Below are 17,793 nucleotides of genomic sequence, written 5' to 3' on the forward strand. Positions count from 1 at the left end.
ATTTCGGGAAATGCATGATTTCCACCCGATCCAGCATGCGCGAACCGGATCATTCCGCCTTTGACGGATTTGCTCCTTCCGCAAGATGTTTGCCTGGCGTCACATTCGGTGGGATCGGGCAGACATAGGGCTTGCCGCTGGTCTTCTCGTGCCATTCCGTCTTGGCCTCGGCCAAGAGTTCCGGCGACATCATCAGCGAAAGCCCGGTGGTTGCGAGTGCCTTGGCGGCATGCGCCATCGCCTTGTGCGCCGCCGCACTCTTGCCCTGCGCCACTACCTGCCAGGTGTGCGGATTGGTGCCGATCGCCCAAGCCGGCGTCCAGCATTGCGCGGTGGGCGTTACCCAGCTGACGTCACCTACATCGGTGGAGCCCGCACGGAAATGCGACTGACCATCGAAGTCTCTGAGGCCCAGATGTAACGGCGTGCTTCCATCGACCTTGGCGTTGGAGAAGACGTCACCCTTGATCTGATAAAGCTTGATGCTGCTTCTGATCGCCTCGTCCGTGAAGGTTTGCTGGATCGATTTCGCAAAGGCAAGATCGGCCTCGTCAAAAGCGATCGGACCGAGCTCCACCATGTTCCGGTGCATGGCTGTTTCCAGCGCTATATTGGGCAGGAGATTGGTGGAGGCGGTATCGAAGACGATCTCCACTTCTGTCTCGGTCATCATCGCGGCACCGCGCGCCACCTTCTCCACGCGGGCGGCAAGCTCCATGGCCTGCGGCATTTCCGGAGCGCGGATAAGGTAAAGAACTTCCGCACGTGCCTGCACCACATTCGCGGCTCTGCCGCCCGTATCGGTGATCGCATAATGCAGGCGGCAATCCTGCGGCATGTGTTCGCGTAGGAAATTGACGCCGACATTCATCAGCTCCACGGCATCCAGCGCGGAGCGCCCGAGATGGGCGGAATTGGCCGCATGTGCCGCAACGCCCCTGAAGCGGTAGTAATATTCGAGGACGGCCAGATTGTTGGTGGAGCGGACACCGTTGAAGGGTGCTGGATGCCAGGTCAGCGCCGTATCGACATCGTTGAACTCACCCGCCCTCACCATGAAAGCCTTGCCCGAACCGCCCTCCTCGCCGGGGCAGCCGTAGTAGCGTACGGTGCCGGAAATGCCGTTGGCCTCAAGATGCTGGGCAAGCGCGATGGCGGCCATCAGCGAGCCTACCCCGAGGAGATTGTGACCGCAGCCATGTCCCGTGCCACCGGGGTTGACGGGTCGAGGCTGCGTAAGATCGGCGGCCTGGCTCATGCCCGCCAGCGCGTCGAACTCGCCGAGAAAGGCGATCACCGGCATCCCGCTGCCATATTCACCGATGAAGGCCGTATCCATTTCCGCCACACCCCGGCGAACGGTGAAGCCGTTCTCCTCGAGCGTTCTGGCAAGGATTTCGGAAGAGCGCCGCTCTTCGAACTTCAGCTCGGCGAATTCCCAAATGCTGTCGCTGAGCGCGGCATAGGCCGGCTTCATCGCGTCGATCGCCGCGGAGATCGACATCATTGCTTCCCGCTTCATAGCATGTCCTCAAGTCCATGTGCTTGTGCCTCCGATATGGACGTAGAAGCACTGTCCGGCGGCCGCGCCGGATCGATGGTTTCCGATCGTTGGGTGAACCGCGCCAGTGTTGCCTCGGCGCGGTAGAGAGGCTCAGTCCTCTATCGAGACTTCCCAAAGCCTGGGATTGGACTGCCAGACCGGCAGGCCCTTCAGCTTCTTGGTGGCACCCCAGACATCGACCATGTCATAGAGGAAGATGCCCGGCATTTCCCGCAGCATCAATTCGTGGAACTCGTCGAAAATGGCTTGCCGCTTGGTCTCGTCGCGTTCGACGTAAGCCGCGTTCATGAGTTCGATCGCTTTCGGATCATCCCACATCAGCGATGGATCTTTCGACTTGTCGCCCACATAAAAACTGTAGGCGAAAACTGGATCAAAGCGCGGTGCGACCGACTGGGAAATCACCTGATAATTGCCGGCGCGGCGGCGCTCCACCTGGGTCGCGTAGTCGAGGACTTCAATCTGCACGTTTAAGCCAACCTGCTGCATCATCGCTTGCGCAATGACCGCGGCGGGAAAGCTCGGAACATCCCCTCGCTTGTTGGCGATGATGGTGATCGGCTCACCTTTGTAGCCGGCGTCCTCGAGCTCCTTCTTGGCTGCTTCAGGATCGTAGGGGATGCGCTTTTTCTGGACCTCGCTGAAATAGGCCGAGTGAGAAGCGATGATCGAAGCGCTGGCGCTGCCCGTGCCGTTCGATGCGGCGGCCACCAGCTCATCGAGATCCAGCGCCGCAGCCATCGCCCTGCGCACGGCCGGATTGCTGAGCACCTTGTCCTTCGTCTGCATATAAAACAGGTTCTTGCCGTTGTTCGGCGCGACGATGAGCTGCAGGGTCGGGTGGTTTCTGTATTCGGGGATGAGGCTCGGGGGAATATCGGATGCCTGCAGGACACCAGATTCCAAGCCCGCTTTCACCGTCGCACCGTCCGGAATGATCATCAGCTTCACCCGATCGACGAGCGGGCGCTTCGAGCCGACCAGGCCGTCCGGCTTGCCGTCATTTGCCGGCGAAACATAGTCGTCGAATTTCGTCAGCGTGATGTATTCGCTTTTTTTCCACTCGCCCCACCTGAACGGCCCGGTTCCGATCGGCTGTGCGAAGGTGCCGTCCGCATTTATAGACGCTTTTGACAGAATGCCCGAATAACCGCATTCGGGCCGCGACAGACTGCCAAGAAAGGCCCCGCTCGGCGAGTTGATCTTGATGACGACCGTCTTTGTATCTTTTGCCTCGACGGATTCGATCTTGGTTTTCTTGGTGCCGTTGAAGTCCGACAGGCAGCTCCATTTGGTAGCGGGGTCCAGGTAGCGCTTGAAGGTCCAGACCACATCATCGGCGGTAAGCGGACTGCCGTTATGAAACTTCACGCCATCCCGCAGCGTGAACGTGTAGGTCAGCCCATCCTCCGATGTCTCAAACCTTTCCGCGAGCAGCGGCTTGATCTCGCCGTTATCGGTAGGCCCGACGAGCCCCTCCACGATGTGCCGGATCACGCCGTCGGTGTTCCCGTCGCGATTGACGCCAGGATTGTTGCTGCGAATATCGGCATTCAGCGCGACGATGATTTCGGAGCCGAACGATGGCGCCGCCATCGCGATGAACATGTAGCTTGCCAGCAGTATCTTGCTCATGTTGTTCCCCTTTCTTGGCGTTTAGAACTAGAAGCGATCCCAGCAGGCGCGCGTGAGTCTGCCGATTGTTTCGAGTGCCATCGTATATCCGGGCGTACCGTCGGGCAGCGCGGACGGAACGTCGTCCGTATACGCGGTCATGATGAAGAGCGGAGCGCCATTGCGATAGACGATGCCGGCATCCATGCGTCCGCGCTTGCCGCGGCCGCTCTTGCTTGCAACGACCGTCTCAAATGGCAGGCGGGAATGGATGCCGTATCTCAGCACCTGGTTGCGAAGCGTCTGAAGCGACCATACGCACAGGTCTGGACTGCATCCCAGCTTCCGCTGCGCCTCGGGAGAGGTTTGGGCGTCCAGGATCGTCTGCAAAAGCAAAACCTGATCTGCGGCGGAAGTGGTCGTTACCGTTTCGAGAGGATGATCAACCGCAAGCGCGAGCGGCGGGATGAGAAAACGATGATGCGTGTTGACCATGCCGAGCGACTTGCAATAACCGTCGACTTCCTCAAGCGTCAGCCGCTCGAGTACCATCTTGGTGCAGACGTTGTCGCTCAGCACCATCATGCCGGTGATGGCGTCGCGCAGTGAAATGACGACCCCGGGGGTAAGATAGCGGAACATGCCGCTTGCAACCTCTTCGGACAAGCGCTTCTCGTAGGTGATCCGCTCTTCGAGATCGATGCGGCCTTCCGTTGCAGCCTTGAGCGCAGCCATCATGATCGAAGTCTTACGGGTGCTTCCCGATGGCGTTTCCTCGTGTTCACCCCGGCCGACCGTTTCGCCGGTCAGAAGATTTCGCGCCATGAAGCGGGTGACGAAGGGCTGTGCATCGCAGATCTCGTTAAGGGCTTTCTTCAGCGCTTCGGAATTCGTGGTCAAGGTCATGCCTCCAGGCGCCATTTGAGTGACACGCCACCCTGTGCATTCTGATCAAGGGCGGGAATGGCCGAGAGGAGGCGGCGCGTGTAAGCCTCCTTCGGACTGTCGAAAATCGTATCGCGGTCGCCCTGTTCGATGATCCGGCCGTCTTGCATGACGACGACCCGATCGGCCACCTGCTCCACGACGCCGAGATCATGGCTGATGAACAGGCAGGAGAAGCCGTAGCGCTTCTGCAGGTCGGAGAAGAGATCGAGCACCTGCGCCCGGACCGTTACGTCGAGCGCGGAAACCGGCTCGTCGGCGATCAAAAAGCGGGGCCGTCGGGCAATGGCGCGGGCGATCGCCACACGCTGGCGCTGACCGCCGGAAAGCTCGTGCGGATAACGATCGGCGTAATCCACGCCCAATCCAACTTCTTCAAGGGTTTCATGGGCTCGCTTGCGTTTGGCCTCGGCGTCAAGACCGGGCACCAATCTCAGCGCCTCTTCGACCAGCGCCTCGATCGTCATGCGCGGGTCAAGGGAGGAATAGGGGTCCTGAAACACCATCTGGCAGTTCAGGCGGTAGTCGATCCAGTCCTCGTCGCGCGAGCGCCCCTGGAACCGGATCTGTCCTTCGCTTTCCTTGACAAGGCCGGCAATGGTACGGCCAAGCGTCGTCTTGCCCGAGCCGGACCCTCCAACGAGCGCCACGACTTCGCCTTCGTGGATATCAATGCTGACGCCATGCAGCGCCCGTTTCGACCCGGCTTTCCTCAGAAGCGACTTGCGACCGGCATAATCGACGACGATATTGCGCGCCGACACCATGGGCGCCTTCGACGTGTCTATCTCACGCAACTCGCCGCGGAGCGGCAGCGAGGAGAGTAGTCTCTTGGTATAAGGGTGTTTGGGCGCCTCCAGCAGGTCCTCGGTCCTGCCCTGCTCGACGATCACGCCCTTTTCCATCACTACCATGCGGCTGGTGTACCGTGCCACCATGGGCAGGTCGTGGCTGATCAGGAGCACAGCCGTGCCTTCCGCCCGTGTCAGTTCCACCATCAGTTCCATGACATCGCGCTGGATGACCGCGTCGAGCGCAGTGGTCGGTTCGTCGGCAATCAAGAGCGCCGGCTTCAGAAGCATGACGGACGCCAGCATGATGCGCTGGCGCATCCCGCCTGAAAACTCGTGGGGGTAGGCGGTCAGCGCGCCTTCCGGATCGCCTATGCCGACACGTTTCAGCATGTCGAGAATGCGTTCTCGGCGCTCCTCCGCCGATAGTTTCGTGTGGAGGGCAAGTCCCTCCTCCAGCTGGCGGCCGATGGTCATCGACGGATTGAGCGAGGTCATCGGTTCCTGGAAGACGACGCCGATCTCTGCGCCGCGCAGGCGTCGGAGCTCGCGGCTCTTCATCCCCATTACGTCGCGCCCCTTGTAGGCGACCGATCCGCCGGTAACGGCGATCGCCTGCGGCAGGAGCGAGATCAGCGCTCGCGTGGCGAGGGTCTTGCCCGAACCGCTTTCGCCCACGATCCCGAAGATCTCGCCCGCGGCAATGTCGAAATTGACGTTGCTGACGACTGCGTGGCCGGTTCTTGCGACCTCCAGCGAGAGATCACGGACGGTTAGAAGTGTTTCCGTCGTCATTTCAGACCTCTCATGCGCGGATCGAGCCTGTCGCGAAGGGCGTCGCCCAAAAGGTTGATGCCGAGAAGGGTCAACGCGATGCAGAAACCCGGAAAGAGCCCAAGCCAGACGGCCTGCTGGATGAAGGGACGCCCCGCCGCCAGCATGTTGCCCCAGGTCGGAGCCGGCGGCGGCACGCCGAGCCCCAGAAAGCTCAGCGCGCTTTCAGACAGGATCGCCCAACCGAACATCGAGGTGGCGAGAACGGTGATCGGCGCCAGGCAGTTCGGCAGGATATGGCGGAACATCGTATAGAGCTCGTCGTTGCCCATTACCCGCGAGGCCTCGATGAACTCCCGCTCACGCAGCGACAATACTGCACCCCGCACGACGCGGGCCATGGAAGGCGTATAGGCAATGCCGAGCGCGAAGATGATGCCGTACTGATTGGCGCCGAAGACGGCCAGCAGGCCGAGCGCCAGCAAGATGCCAGGAAAGGCGAGAAGCGCGTTGTTGACCGCCATGATGAGCCCATCCGTCCAACCACGGGCATAGCCGCTGACCAGACCAATAAGCGTACCGCAGACGGTCGCAAAACCGACGGTCAACGCCCCGATCCAGACGCTGGCCCGGGCACCGATCATCAGGCGGCTGAGCACGTCACGGCCGAACTCGTCCGTGCCCAGAAGATGTTCCGCACTCGGGGCAGCAAGCCGCGCGGTGAAGGAGAGCTTCATCGGGTCGAACGGCGTCCAGAAGAGACCGATGGCGGCAGTGGCAAGCAGGATGGCGATCAAAATGCCGCCGATGAGCCCGTTGAACGTAAACTTTTTCATTCGGCAACAACACGCGGATCGAAGAGGGGATAGAGCAGGTCGACGACAAGGTTGACCAGCACGTAGGAGAGCGACACCAAGAGCAGGCATCCCTGGATGACCGGGTAATCACGGGCAAAAATGCTGTCCACCATTAACCGGCCGAGGCCCGGAATGGTGAAGACCGTTTCGATGACAGCGATGCCGCCGAGCAGATTGCCCAGGATGAGGCCGATCATCGTCCAGGTCGGTCCGAAGGCGTTCTTGAAGGCATGCCGCCAGAGCACCGCTCCTTCGGAGAGACCCTTGGCGCGAGCATGGGTAATGTAGTCGAGACGCAGCACTTCTAGCGTCGAAGCGCGGGCCATGCGGATCAACACGCCCGCCTCGTGGATCACCAGCGTCATGATCGGAAGCACGAGATAAAGCATACCGCCAATGACGTTGTCGGCGAGCGAGACATAACCCAATACCGGTAACCAGCCGAGCTTCAGGCCAAAGAGCAGCAACAACAGCAAGCCGAGCCAGAAGGTGGGGATGGAAAGAAGTACCGTTGCGGTACCGACCAAGGCCAGATCCATCAGGCTGTTCTGACGCCAGGCGGCGATTACGCCGGCCGGCACGGCGATCAGGCTGGCCAGCAGCACCGCCACGACGACGATCACGGCGCTAACCATGAAGCGCGACACCACCAGCGGCAGCACGGCCTCATCGTTGACAATGGAGCGGCCGAAATCTCCTTGCAACACATTGCCGGCCCAGATCAGGAATTGCTGCGGCATCGACTGGTCGAGGCCGAGTTCTGTGCGCATCGCGGCGATCTGATGGGGTTCGGCGCCATCGCCGAGCATCAGGGCCGCGGGGTCACCGGGGATGAAACGGATCAGCGCGAAGACCGTCACCGAAACGAATGCGATCGTCGGCAGCGCCATAAGCAGGCGGTTCAGTATAAATCGTAACATTGGTTCCCCTGCTCAGGTCCGTGCCTTGCAGCTTTTGTATGGACACTATGACGATCTGCAAAAATCCTGCAATATTATGAGATTCTTCATATCTCTATTCATTGCTGACGCGAGGCTTGACGAGAATGAACCTCAATCAACTGGAAATCCTTCGTGCCCTGATCACGACCGGCTCGACGATTGCTGCAGCCAGAGTGACCGGCTTGAGCCAATCCGGGGTCAGTCGCCTTTTGCAGCAGCTCGAGTCCGATCTTTCGATGACCCTTTTCCTGCGCGAAAAAGGCCGCCTGATCCCAACGCCTGAGGCGATATTGTTGGCGAAGGACGCGCAGGACGTCTTGATGGCGCTCGAGCGCATGTCGGCCCGGGCGGAAGATCTGAGGAAGGGGGTCTCGGGTCAGGAAACGGTTCGCGTCGGATTGCCGATCAGCATGTGGGAACACTTTGCGCCCGCAATGCTGATCGACTTCACGCACCACTTCCCCGGCGTTCGCATCGAAACGTTTTTTGAGACAACCACGGCCATAAGACGGCTTGTCGAACATCGCGTGATCGATATCGGCTTACTGAGGCTGGAAGAAAACCTCGGCTCCGGCATCGTGGTCGATGAAGTGGCGACCGGGGAAAACGTGTGCGTCCTTCCGTCAGATCATCCACTGACTGCCCGATCAGAGGTGACCCCCGGCGATCTGGTCGATGTCCCTCTGATCCTCATCGGCCGTCAAAGGCCGAACCGCCTGGTCCTCGACCAGGCATTTGCTCGAAACGGCGTCAAGCCTTTCGTCAAGATCGAAACCCACACGAACAGCTCCGCATGTTCCTACGTGGCTTCCGGTCTTGGGGTGGCAATCATCAGCAGCTTTTACGCCAATCTCTTTCGAGAGCTTCCCATAGTCCAGCGACCGTTCCGCCCAAGGTCGATCCAGAAGTTCGGAATAACACGTGTGGGAGCCGTGCCATTGTCGATCGCCGCTCTCGGTCTCTGCGAGGCATTGAAGCGGCAGATCACCCGCTCACAGGATCAAAGTCGGCCACGCCGCGCCTTCGCCAGTGCTCTTGACCGGCCTCCGCCCGAATGACTGATTACACGACTTCCCTGTTTTCGGAGCTTTCGAGGGCGTTGCGCAGGATGAGCGGCAGTATTCCGCCGGCTTGCAGGATCTTCACCTCGGTCGAGGTTTCGATCGCAGCCGTAGCCTGAAACGAAATCGTCTCGCCGTTCCGTCTCCTGATGACGATGCGCACGGGCTTTCTTGGCGCGATGTGCGTCTCCTCGGCGTCCACCTCGACGAGGTCGCCCGGCTGCAATGCAAGCCCGGAAGGCCCCCATTCCGCTGGTAGCCTCAGAGGAAGGATGCCCATGCCGATGAGGTTCCAGCGGTGAATGCGCTCGAAGCTCAGCGCGAGCACCGCCCGGACCCCGAGCAAAGACACGCCCTTGGCGGCCCAATCCCTGGACGAGCCCATTCCGTAGCGCTCTCCCGCCACCAGGACGTGGGGCTGCTGTTCGAGCCTATATCTCTCTGCCGCTTCCCAAAGCGGCATGACCTGCCCGGAAGGAACGTGCACGGTGGAGCCGGGAGGGATGTCCGATCCTAGCAGGTTGCGGACGGTCTTGTTCGTGAACAGGCCCCTGACCATGGCCTCCCAATTGCCGCGGCGGGAAGAATAGACATTGAGATCGAGCGGGTTTTCGCCGCGTTCCACCAGGTATTTCCCGGCAGCACTGCCGGCGGGAACGGCCCCGGCCGGAGAAATATGATCCGTGGTGACATCGTCTCCCAGCACCATGATCGGATGAGCCAGATAGCGGCCGAGGAGCGTGCCCTCGCCGAAGCCGGCGAATGGCGGCCGCCGGATATAGGTCGACTTGTCGTCCCATGGGAAAAGCGTCGTGGTCGGCGCGTCTAGCGCCTGCCAGGCGGGGCTGCTTTCAGCTTTCTCGTAAGCCGGCGAATAATCCCCATGATCCGACGCCGCGGCCACCGCCTCGTCGATCGCGGCTGCCGTCGGCCAAAGCATCGCAAGCGTCACAGGCTGACCATCGGCCGTCATGCCGATGGGTTCACGGGTGATATCGATATCGACCGTGCCGGCCAGGGCGAAGGCAATGACGAGCGGCGGCGAGGCCAAAAATCCGGCCTCCAATTGCGGATGCACGCGGCCTGGAAAATTGCGGTTTCCCGAGAGGACCGCGACCGGCAGAATATCCCGCTCCGACATCGCCCGCTCGATCGGCTCCGTCAATGGTCCGGAATTGCCGATACAGGTCGTGCAACCATACCCTACGATGCCGAAGCCGATCGCTTCCAGGTCTTCAAGCAGGCCCGCGCGCGTCAGGTAACGCTCGGCGGTCGGCGAGCCAGGCGCAAGGGAGGTTTTGACCCAATGCGACGGCCGCAGGCCGAACGCCCTCGCTTTCCTCGCCAATAATCCCGCGGCAAGGAGCAGCCGAGGATCGGACGTATTCGTGCAACTGGTTATCGCCGCGATCGCGACCGCGCCGTCGTTCGGCTCGCCCTCCCCTCCAGTTTTCGAGTTTTTCCTCTTCAAGGGCGCGAGGGATGCCGCAGCCTCGCCGACGGCGAGCCGATCCTGTGGCCGACACGGACCCGCAAGGCTCGCTTCGATCCTGCTCAAATCGATCGACACGACGGACGTGTAACGCGGTTCCGCCGCGGGATCGAACCACAGCCCGGCCCGACGGGCGTAGCGCTCCACCAGATCGACATGCTCGCGCGAGCGGCCCGTCGAGACGAGATAGTCCAGAGTCATTCGGTCGATGGGAAAATAGCCGCTGTTTCCGCCGAACTCGGGCGTCATGTTCGCCACCACCGCCCGCTCGCCTGCCGTCAGCGTCGAGACACCCGGCCCGAAGAACTCAACGAACTTGTCTTGCAAATCTATCTGGCGAAGGGCGTGGGTCACCGTCAGCACGAAATCGGTCGCCAGCACGCCTTCTCTTAGGCGGCCGGTGAGACGTACCCCGACAACCTCCGGCACGCGAAGAGCGACAGGCATGCCGAAGAAGACGCTTTCGGCCTCCAGCCCCCCGACACCCCATGCCAGCACCCCGATGCCGTTGATCATCGGAGTATGGCTGTCCGTGCCGATAAGCGTATCCGGCACCACCCATGGCCGGCCTTCGCTCTCCTCGGTCGCGACCACCGTCGCCAGGCGTTCGAGATTAAGGGTGTGCATGATGCCCGTGCCCGGCGGATGCACCCGAAAATCCTTCAGCGTGTTCGCCGCCCATTTCATGAAGCGGTATCGCTCGCTGTTGCGACCGTATTCGCGCTGCATGTTCACATTGAGGGCCTCGGAGGAACCGAAGGCGTCGACGGCGACCGAATGGTCCGTCGATACGTCAATGGGTACCACCGGGTTGAGCAAGGAGGGATCTCCACCTGCCTCGGCCAGCGCCGAGCGCATTCCGGCGATATCCACCAGGGCCGGGCCGCAAGTGGTGTCATGCATGAGCACCCGATTGGGCAGGAAGGGAATTTCCGCTTCGCTCGTGCCGGTATCCAGCCAGGCCAGGATCGCGGCCTTGGCGGCTTCAGCATCCTCGCCCCCGCGCCGCAGGACGTTTTCGAGCAGGATGCGATGGATGAAGGGCATCTGGTTCAGCTTGCCATCGGTTTCCTTCTCAAGGTCGATGAACTGATAGACGCACCCTTCGGCTTCCAACGTGTCGACTGCTGTCATCGTGCTATCCAACTCGCTGCCGAACCTGCTTCGGCGCTCGCTTCGTTTCTACATATTATGATAATAAAATGCAATATTCGGAGAACACAAAACCCTCTACCGGAATGTGCCTGCACGCTAAACCTGCGGGGCCTTGATCCGGCCCGCGCCCATGATGTGCGTGTAGAGAAACGCCGCAGCCTCGCTTCTTCGACCGCTCTCGATAAGGTCGAGAATGTGAAGATGCTCCTCCGTCTGTTTGGGGAGACGGCTGCGATCGATGGTGATCTGGTACTCGATCAGTCGACGCAGGCGGTTGATCCTCCTGATCGAGTCCAGGAAAAACTCGTTCTTCGACCACCCGACGAGCATTTCGTGAAACTCGTTGTTCGCCTTGAATATCTCGGCGCGGGACCAGGTCTGATAGCCGCCGGCCGATAGCACCGTCTGTGTCTGGCGGGCACGCTGCAGCTCCTCGAGATCGGGCTCGAAGCTCGGAAGCAGCATCGCCTGTTGCTCGATAACGGCGCGGAAAGCATAGCCGTCCTCGTAGCTTTGCCTGGATGTCAGCGTCTGCCTGAATGTCCAGCCATTCCCTGGTAGCCGCTCGATCCAGCCTTCGTCGGCAATACGGTGCAGGATCTTCAAAAGCCGGCTGCGCGGCAGCTCGTAGAGCCGCATGAGTTCGGCTTCGCTTACCCGCTCCGGCAGTCTGCTCGCCAGCCGGTCTTCCGCAATCCGGAAATAGACGGCGTCCTCGCCGTCTTCCCGTTCGGTCGGCCGGGAGGCGTCGCCCAGGTTTTCCGCGTCGACCGCGAGAAAATAGCCGCGGTTTGCCTCCGCGCGCACGACCCCTTCGCCTTCGAGGCGGCGCAGGGCGCTCATCACGGGCGCGCGGGAAACGCGAAACGCGTCCGCCAGCATCTGGAGGGGAAGGTGTTCGCCTTTCCGCATCTCCTTCGATTTCACGAACTCGATGATGCTGTTGCTGATCTGAGGAGACAGACTGTTTCTTGCCATCTAGATACCTGCGCTTTTCCAATCCCGCCGGGCTCGGCCGATATGGCGTGAGCCCGGAGGTATTCCAGTATCCCCTAGTCTTCATCCTGCTGGAAGCGGGACAGGCCCTTGAAGATGAACGGCGCGACCAGCGCGATGGAGGCTATCCCCGTCATGATCGCCGAACTTGGATGCTGCAGGAAGACCATGGGATCGCCAAGACTCATCTGGAGCGATCTTCTGAGCGCATTATCGGCAAGTGGACCAAGTATCAATCCGACGACTGCGGGAGCGATGGGATAATCATAGCGCCGCATGAGGAAGCCGACCACGCCGAAGCCAGTCAGCAGGAGAAGTTCCACCACCGACGGATTGGCGGCGATCGTTCCCATAGAGGCGAAGACGAGAATTCCCGCATAGAGCCAGGGCAAAGGAATTGCCAACAGTCGCACCCAAAGACCGATCAGCGGCAGGTTCAGCACCAGAAGCATGACATTGGCGATGAACAGGCTGGCGACCAGACCCCAGACCAGATCGGCATGCTGCGCAAACAGGAGAGGACCGGGTTGGATGTTGTACTGCTGGAAACCCGCCAGCATAACCGCCGCTGTCGCCGACGTGGGAAGTCCAAGCGTCAGAAGGGGCACGAGAGTCCCCGCCGCCGAGGCGTTGTTTGCCGCCTCCGGGCCGGCAACGCCCTCGATCGCCCCCGAACCGAATTCCTCGGACTTCCGACTGAGCTTTCTCTCGATATTGTAGCTGAGAAACGTCGGAATCTCCGCGCCGCCCGCAGGAAGCGCCCCGATGGGAAACCCGATTGCCGTTCCGCGAAGCCATGGCTTCCAGGATCTTGCCCAGTCTTCCATGCTCATCCAGATCGAGCCTTTGATGGGGATCGGCTTTTCGGGTTTGTAGAGATGACGCGAGGCCACCACCAGGGCCTCGCCGATTGCAAACAGGCCTACGGCAAGCGTGGTGACTTCGATCCCGTCGAGAAGCTCGGGCACGCCGAAGGTGAGACGCGCTTGACCGGTCAACTGGTCGATCCCCATCAGTCCGAGCCACAGGCCGAAAGCCAGGCTCGTCAGGCCGCGCAGGGGAGAAGACCCGAAGGTTGCCGAGACGGTCACGAAAGCGATCAGCATCAGCCCGAAATAATCCCAGGGCGCGAACTTCACCGCGATCTTGACCAGAAGCGGCGCCAGGAATGCCAGGGCAATCGTTGCGATGAACGCGGCGACGAAGGAACCGATCGCCGCCGTTGCCAGCGCCGGCCCGCCGCGGCCGGACCGGGCCATCCGGTTGCCTTCCAAGGCCGTAACGACGGAAGCGCTTTCCCCCGGTGTGTTCAGCAGGATCGCCGTTGTGGAGCCGCCATACATCCCACCATAATAAATGCCCGCGAACATGATGATGGAACCGCCCGGATCGAGCTTGAACGTCACCGGAAGAAGAAGCGCCACGGTCAGCGCCGGGCCTATACCAGGGAGAACGCCAACCGCCGTGCCGATGATGACACCGATTGCCGCATAGACCAGATTGGCCGGCTGGGTCGCCAGCGAAAATCCGTCGAAGAGAAGAGCAAAAGATTCCATCATCGCACCTTAGAAGCTGTCTCTTATACGAGCGGCCCCTGGGGCAGGGCCAGCGTCAGGAGCTTGTTGAACAACAGGAAGATCAGGATCGCGAGCACGGCGCCAAGACAAATGTCTGCCAATAGGGCCCTTCGACCGAAGGCGCGCGCCGTGAATGCGAAGAGCAGGGTCGAGCCCACAATGAAACCGCCGCCGAGCCAGATGGACCCGATGAGCGAAGCAAGCGCCAAACCTATCCAGCCGATGGCTTTCCAGTCGGATGCTTCCGCCTCCAGATCGAAAGGCTTGAACGCGCTGACGAGATGCCCGACGCCAAGCGCGACGAACAGCACCGCGACGAAATAAGACGTCGCGTTTGCGCCCATTCCATAGCTGGCGCGGACCGTCATCGCACTCGCATCCCAATAGGTGATGAAAGCGATGGCGAAGAGTATGACCGCCGCCACGGCGGCGGGGCGATTGGGAGTGTGTAGGGTCTTGCCGCTCATAACGTCCTCTTGGGCGCAGGAAGGATGCCCCTCCCTGCGCCTCCCGAATTAGTCCGCCAGTCCGATCGACTTCAGGATGCCGTGAACGCGATCCGTTTCCGAAGCGACGAAGGTTTTGAATTCGTCGGAGGGAGCGTAGTAATCCGTCCAGCCGCGAGCCTTGAGAAGCTCCTTCCATCTGTCGGAGGTGACCGTCTTCTCGATGGAGGCCTTCAGCGCCTCCAGGTCTGCACCCTCAACGCCGGGTCCGGCGAAAACGCCACGCCAGTTCACGAGCTCGATATCGAGACCTTGGGCTTTCAGCGGCTTCGCCTCGATACCTTCGATCGGTTCGGGATAGGAAATCGCCAGGGCCCTCAGGTCGCCGGACTCGATCTGACCCTGCCATTCTCCGTAGCCGGAAATACCCGCGGCTGCCTGGCCGCCCAGCATGGCTGCCAGCGCTTCGCCCCCTCCGGAATAGGCGACATAATTGATCTTGCTGGGATCTTCTCCGGCCGCCTGGGTGACGAGCGCCGCAAGTATATGGTCCGCGCCGCCCGCCGAACCGCCGACCCAGATCGCCTTGGCAACATCGCTCTTGATGGTCTTCAGGAGTTCGTCGATCGTCTGGATCGGCGAATCCTTCGGCACGACAATGACCAGCGGATCGCCGGTCAGCCGCGCAAGCGGCGTTACCTGGGTAAGGTCGACGGGCGACTTGTTGGAGATGCTTGCACCGACCAAGGTGATACCGGCAACCAGCAACTGGTCGGGGCTGCTCTTCGCCGAACCGACGAACTGGGCAAGACCCACGGTGCCGCCGGCGCCCGGAACATTGACGACCTGCACGCTTTTTGCGGCACCCGTCGCCATCATCACTTCCTGAAGCGAACGGGATGCAGCATCCCATCCCCCACCAGCTCCGGCGGGTGCCGTGATCGTCAGCTCGAGCCCCTGAGCCGAAACGGAAATTGCGCCAGCGGCAAGCGAGCTGCCGATTATCGCGGCCATGAGGCCGTGCCTGAAGAAATTACGCATGAGCGATTGCCCTCCTCACGTTCTTGTCAGCTCCCCTCCGGAGCCGAGATGAAGAGATTTGCATTATATAATAACAAAAGTAAATAGCGTCATCGCAAAGGACGGCCGCAGCACGGCTTGAGGAAGACCTGGCTTTCCCGCTTCGAACGGAGTGCCGCACTTCGGGTTCAACGAAGATCCATGGGATGTTGAGACCGGGTAGAGAGGCCCTTGCAGACTATAACGACTTCAAACCGAGCGTGACGCTAAACGCATCATTGTGGATGTACCTGGCTTTGCGGCGGCGATGCGCCTTGCGCCGCGACGTTCACGGTGGGTGAGCAACACAGAATGCCGAGGGCTAAGAATCTTGGAAAAGCGAATGCCTTTCGATCGAATCCGAGGCGAGAACGCCCCGGAATGAGCTTCGAACGGCAGCAGAGGTGGCATTCTTAGGCGAGATATTTGCCGAAGTGTTGCGCCACGGCGTGCGCGGCTTCCGGCACCTTCCCGCCGTCATAGAAATCGAAATGATTGCCGTCAGTCCAGTGAAGGGTTTTGGGGCCCTGCAGCAGATCATAGGCCTTGCGTGCCTGATCTGGTAACGCGCATCCGTCGGAGTGGACGATCAGCGCCGGTGTCGTTATCCGCCCAGTTTCGCGAATGGGATCGAACGCAAGCCACGGCTCCCACGACATGACGGCGAAGGCGTTCGTCCATTCGATCACGCCACCGCCGCGAGTCTCGTCCATGTAGTATTCCATCGGCCCGACATGAGAGGCACTCGGATCAGAGTTGTGGTAAGCAGGAATCATCCGATTTTGACCTGTGCGCTCGTACTCCGCGCGGGCTGTTCGGCCTGCTGCGCGGCGCTGTTCTACCCCTTCCGGTCCGCCGTAGAGCAAGGGATTGGTTACCGCAGGCTCTGCCAGATGGCTGGCGACAGAAGCAATCGCCGCAATTCTATCGTCGCGGGCAGCTGCATAAAGGACCGTTCCGCCCGAGGTGCATATGCCAAGAAGGCCAATACTCTCCGGGCGCACGTCCGAGCGCGACGCGAGAAAGGTAACGGACGCTGCATGATCCTCGGCCTTGGCCTCCGGATCCTCGTACTGGCGAGCCCTACCACCACTTTCGCCGTAATGGCGATAGTCAATACTAAGCGCAATATACCCGCGTCTTGCCATCTCGGCTGCATAGATGCCGCCCATCATCTCCTTGACCGCAGTCAGCGATCCGCCAACTACGATGGCAGGGTAGCGGCCGTCGGCGCGGTAGTTGGCTGGCATGTAGAGGTTGCCGACAAGAAAGCTGTCGCCAGCCGCAAAACGGACCTTGTGAACCGCGACTTCGTCAGCATTGGCCAAGGGAGCCGCTTTGGCAAAGGTGGAGAAGCCGAAACTCGCGACGGACGCCAGTGCAAAGGCGGATTGCCCGAGGAAAACTCGGCGAGTGGGCACAAGAAGGTTGGAGGTCATCATTGGTCTCCTATTCGATTGGACACCACACGGCGTCGAGAAGACCTTGCCTCCTTTTATTATCCTGAAAAATCGCCTACCTTTTACATGCCTATTCGGGAAAACCTTATAATGCGACTTGATCAACTCAGCGGTATCGTCGCCTTTCTGAAGGTCGCAGAGACAAAAAATTTCACGCGAGCCGCAGCCGAACTCGGTGTCACACCGCCTTCCCTGAGCGAAGCGGTAAAGGGACTTGAGGAGCGGCTCGGTATAAGACTGCTGAACCGCACGACGCGCAGCGTCGGCTTGACCGAGGCCGGGGCTGCTTATCTCGCCAGAGTGCGCCCGGCGGCCGAGGAAATTCAGGCAGCCGGCCTTGCCCTCGCGGAAGCCAAAGATCGTCCTGCAGGCACGCTGCGTCTCAGTCTGCCATGGATTGCCGGGCCGCTGCTGATAGAACCGCTAATGGGCAGGTTCCTGGCGGCCTATCCCGATATACGGCTCGATCTCGTCTTCGACGACACCTTTGTCGATATCGCAGCCGTGGGCTTCGACGCAGGCGTCCGTATTGGCGAACTTCTGGACGCGGACATGATCGCCCTCCGGGCAACCGGTGCACTGAAGAACGCCGTTCTGGCGAGTCCCGCCTATCTTGCTGAGCACGGCACACCTCTGTGTCCAGCCGATCTCGTGGATCATCGCTGCATCGCCTACCGCTTTTCATCGACACGCACCGTCTCGCAATGGGACCTGGTGGAGGACGGCCGCGAATACGGTTTCACGCCCGATCCCCACTTTTCGGCCAACACCATGCCACTCGTGGTGGAAGCGGCGGCACAGGGGGTCGGACTCGCCTACACCACCGAGCGCCTCGCAAGCAGGCACTTGCATGACAGAAGCTTAGTGAAGGTCTTGGAGACGTTCTGTCCGACGCTCGATCCGCTCTACGTTTACTATCCAAGTCGACGGCTCGTCCCGCCCAAACTGCGGGCTTTTCTCAACTTCATTCGCGCGGAGCCCAATTGAGCGTTCCAGGTTTCGATGACAAGCTCGGAAGCTACGAGGAGCCCGATCTTGGAACCGCATGAAGAAGCAATGTC

Annotated in this window: 14 protein-coding genes; 2 read left to right on the top strand and 12 right to left on the bottom strand. The window is 60.7% G+C overall.

Features of this window, described 5'->3' with window-relative positions:
* Positions 1 to 49 precede the first annotated feature (49 nt).
* The 6 genes from ACE04I_RS25055 to ACE04I_RS25080 all read right to left on the bottom strand — a co-directional run bounded on the left by ACE04I_RS25055 (position 50) and on the right by ACE04I_RS25080 (position 7,465).
* Positions 50 to 1,522, bottom strand: coding sequence for a M20 family metallopeptidase (locus ACE04I_RS25055; protein WP_487207704.1), 1,473 nt, complete (start codon positions 1,520 to 1,522; stop codon positions 50 to 52).
* Positions 1,523 to 1,654: 132 nt separating this feature from the next.
* The gene (locus ACE04I_RS25060) at positions 1,655 to 3,199 is read right to left on the bottom strand and encodes an ABC transporter substrate-binding protein (RefSeq protein WP_487207705.1); all 1,545 of its coding nucleotides are present in this window, start codon (positions 3,197 to 3,199) and stop codon (positions 1,655 to 1,657) included.
* Between the two features lie 27 nt (positions 3,200 to 3,226).
* Entirely contained in the window at positions 3,227 to 4,003 is a 777-nt protein-coding gene (locus ACE04I_RS25065) for a serine hydrolase (protein WP_487207736.1), read from the bottom strand.
* A gap of 77 nt (positions 4,004 to 4,080) precedes the next feature.
* Positions 4,081 to 5,709, bottom strand: a complete 1,629-nt coding sequence (locus ACE04I_RS25070; protein ID WP_487207706.1) for an ABC transporter ATP-binding protein — start codon at positions 5,707 to 5,709, stop codon at positions 4,081 to 4,083.
* On the bottom strand, positions 5,706 to 6,524 hold the full coding sequence (locus ACE04I_RS25075) for an ABC transporter permease (RefSeq protein ID WP_487207707.1): 819 nt from the start codon (positions 6,522 to 6,524) through the stop codon (positions 5,706 to 5,708). The genes ACE04I_RS25070 and ACE04I_RS25075 overlap by 4 nt, the downstream gene beginning before the upstream one ends.
* Positions 6,521 to 7,465, bottom strand: a complete 945-nt coding sequence (locus tag ACE04I_RS25080; protein WP_487207708.1) for an ABC transporter permease — start codon at positions 7,463 to 7,465, stop codon at positions 6,521 to 6,523. Before ACE04I_RS25080 ends, ACE04I_RS25075 begins: the two co-directional genes overlap by 4 nt.
* Before the next feature lie 125 nt (positions 7,466 to 7,590).
* On the opposite strand from ACE04I_RS25080, the gene ACE04I_RS25085 reads away from it, so the two are divergent.
* Complete coding sequence (locus ACE04I_RS25085; protein ID WP_046797362.1) at positions 7,591 to 8,544, top strand: LysR family transcriptional regulator; 954 nt, start codon at positions 7,591 to 7,593, stop codon at positions 8,542 to 8,544.
* A gap of 4 nt (positions 8,545 to 8,548) precedes the next feature.
* On the opposite strand, the gene acnA is transcribed toward ACE04I_RS25085, so the two are convergent.
* The 6 genes from acnA to ACE04I_RS25115 form a co-directional block, all read right to left on the bottom strand.
* A complete protein-coding gene (gene acnA / locus ACE04I_RS25090; protein WP_487207709.1) occupies positions 8,549 to 11,173 on the bottom strand; it encodes an aconitate hydratase AcnA in 2,625 nt (874 codons plus the stop codon).
* Positions 11,174 to 11,290: 117 nt separating this feature from the next.
* A complete protein-coding gene (locus tag ACE04I_RS25095; protein ID WP_487207710.1) occupies positions 11,291 to 12,172 on the bottom strand; it encodes a GntR family transcriptional regulator in 882 nt (293 codons plus the stop codon).
* A 74-nt stretch (positions 12,173 to 12,246) separates the two neighbouring features.
* Complete coding sequence (locus ACE04I_RS25100; protein ID WP_487207737.1) at positions 12,247 to 13,746, bottom strand: tripartite tricarboxylate transporter permease; 1,500 nt, start codon at positions 13,744 to 13,746, stop codon at positions 12,247 to 12,249.
* Positions 13,747 to 13,769: 23 nt separating this feature from the next.
* Positions 13,770 to 14,234: a tripartite tricarboxylate transporter TctB family protein gene (locus ACE04I_RS25105; protein ID WP_487207711.1), complete on the bottom strand. Its 465-nt coding sequence runs from the start codon at positions 14,232 to 14,234 to the stop codon at positions 13,770 to 13,772.
* Between the two features lie 48 nt (positions 14,235 to 14,282).
* On the bottom strand, positions 14,283 to 15,254 hold the full coding sequence (locus ACE04I_RS25110) for a Bug family tripartite tricarboxylate transporter substrate binding protein (protein WP_487207712.1): 972 nt from the start codon (positions 15,252 to 15,254) through the stop codon (positions 14,283 to 14,285).
* Positions 15,255 to 15,685: 431 nt separating this feature from the next.
* On the bottom strand, positions 15,686 to 16,714 hold the full coding sequence (locus ACE04I_RS25115; RefSeq protein ID WP_487207713.1) for an alpha/beta hydrolase: 1,029 nt from the start codon (positions 16,712 to 16,714) through the stop codon (positions 15,686 to 15,688).
* A 108-nt stretch (positions 16,715 to 16,822) separates the two neighbouring features.
* Here ACE04I_RS25115 and ACE04I_RS25120 point away from each other — a divergent pair, with 108 nt between their 5' ends.
* Positions 16,823 to 17,719: a LysR family transcriptional regulator gene (locus ACE04I_RS25120; protein WP_487207714.1), complete on the top strand. Its 897-nt coding sequence runs from the start codon at positions 16,823 to 16,825 to the stop codon at positions 17,717 to 17,719.
* Positions 17,720 to 17,793: the final 74 nt, after the last annotated feature.

Source organism: Rhizobium moroccans (genome assembly GCF_057559155.1).